This is a genomic window from Acinetobacter sp. Colony158, assembly GCF_019264745.1.
In the GTDB taxonomy this organism is placed as follows: Bacteria; Pseudomonadota; Gammaproteobacteria; order Pseudomonadales; family Moraxellaceae; genus Acinetobacter; species Acinetobacter ursingii.
On record NZ_CP078523.1, the window covers coordinates 2411398 to 2411646 of the forward strand.

At 36.9% G+C, this 249-nt stretch carries 1 protein-coding gene; it reads right to left on the minus strand.

The annotated features are described in order from the left end of the window. Position 1: 1 nt before the first annotated feature. Positions 2–249 (minus strand): DJ-1/PfpI family protein (locus JR005_RS14840; protein WP_228731680.1); only part of this gene is annotated, 248 nt, incomplete at its 5' end.

A 249-nucleotide genomic window follows, 5' to 3' on the forward strand; every position in this document is an offset into this window, starting at 1 on the left:
TTTATAAACGTAGTACTTTTAATGTTTCATCAACAAATTTTGGAAATAAATCAGGACTGCGAGAGGAGATGTATAAATTATTATCATTCACTACGTCTTGATTAAGACACACCGCGCCTGCATCCTCCAGATCATTCAAAATGGTTTGCATCGCGCAAATTCTCCGACCTTTCACTACACCTGCATGCATTAAAAGTTGTGGTGCATAACAGCAAATAAAAATCGGTTTTTGTAGATTGGCAAATCGAC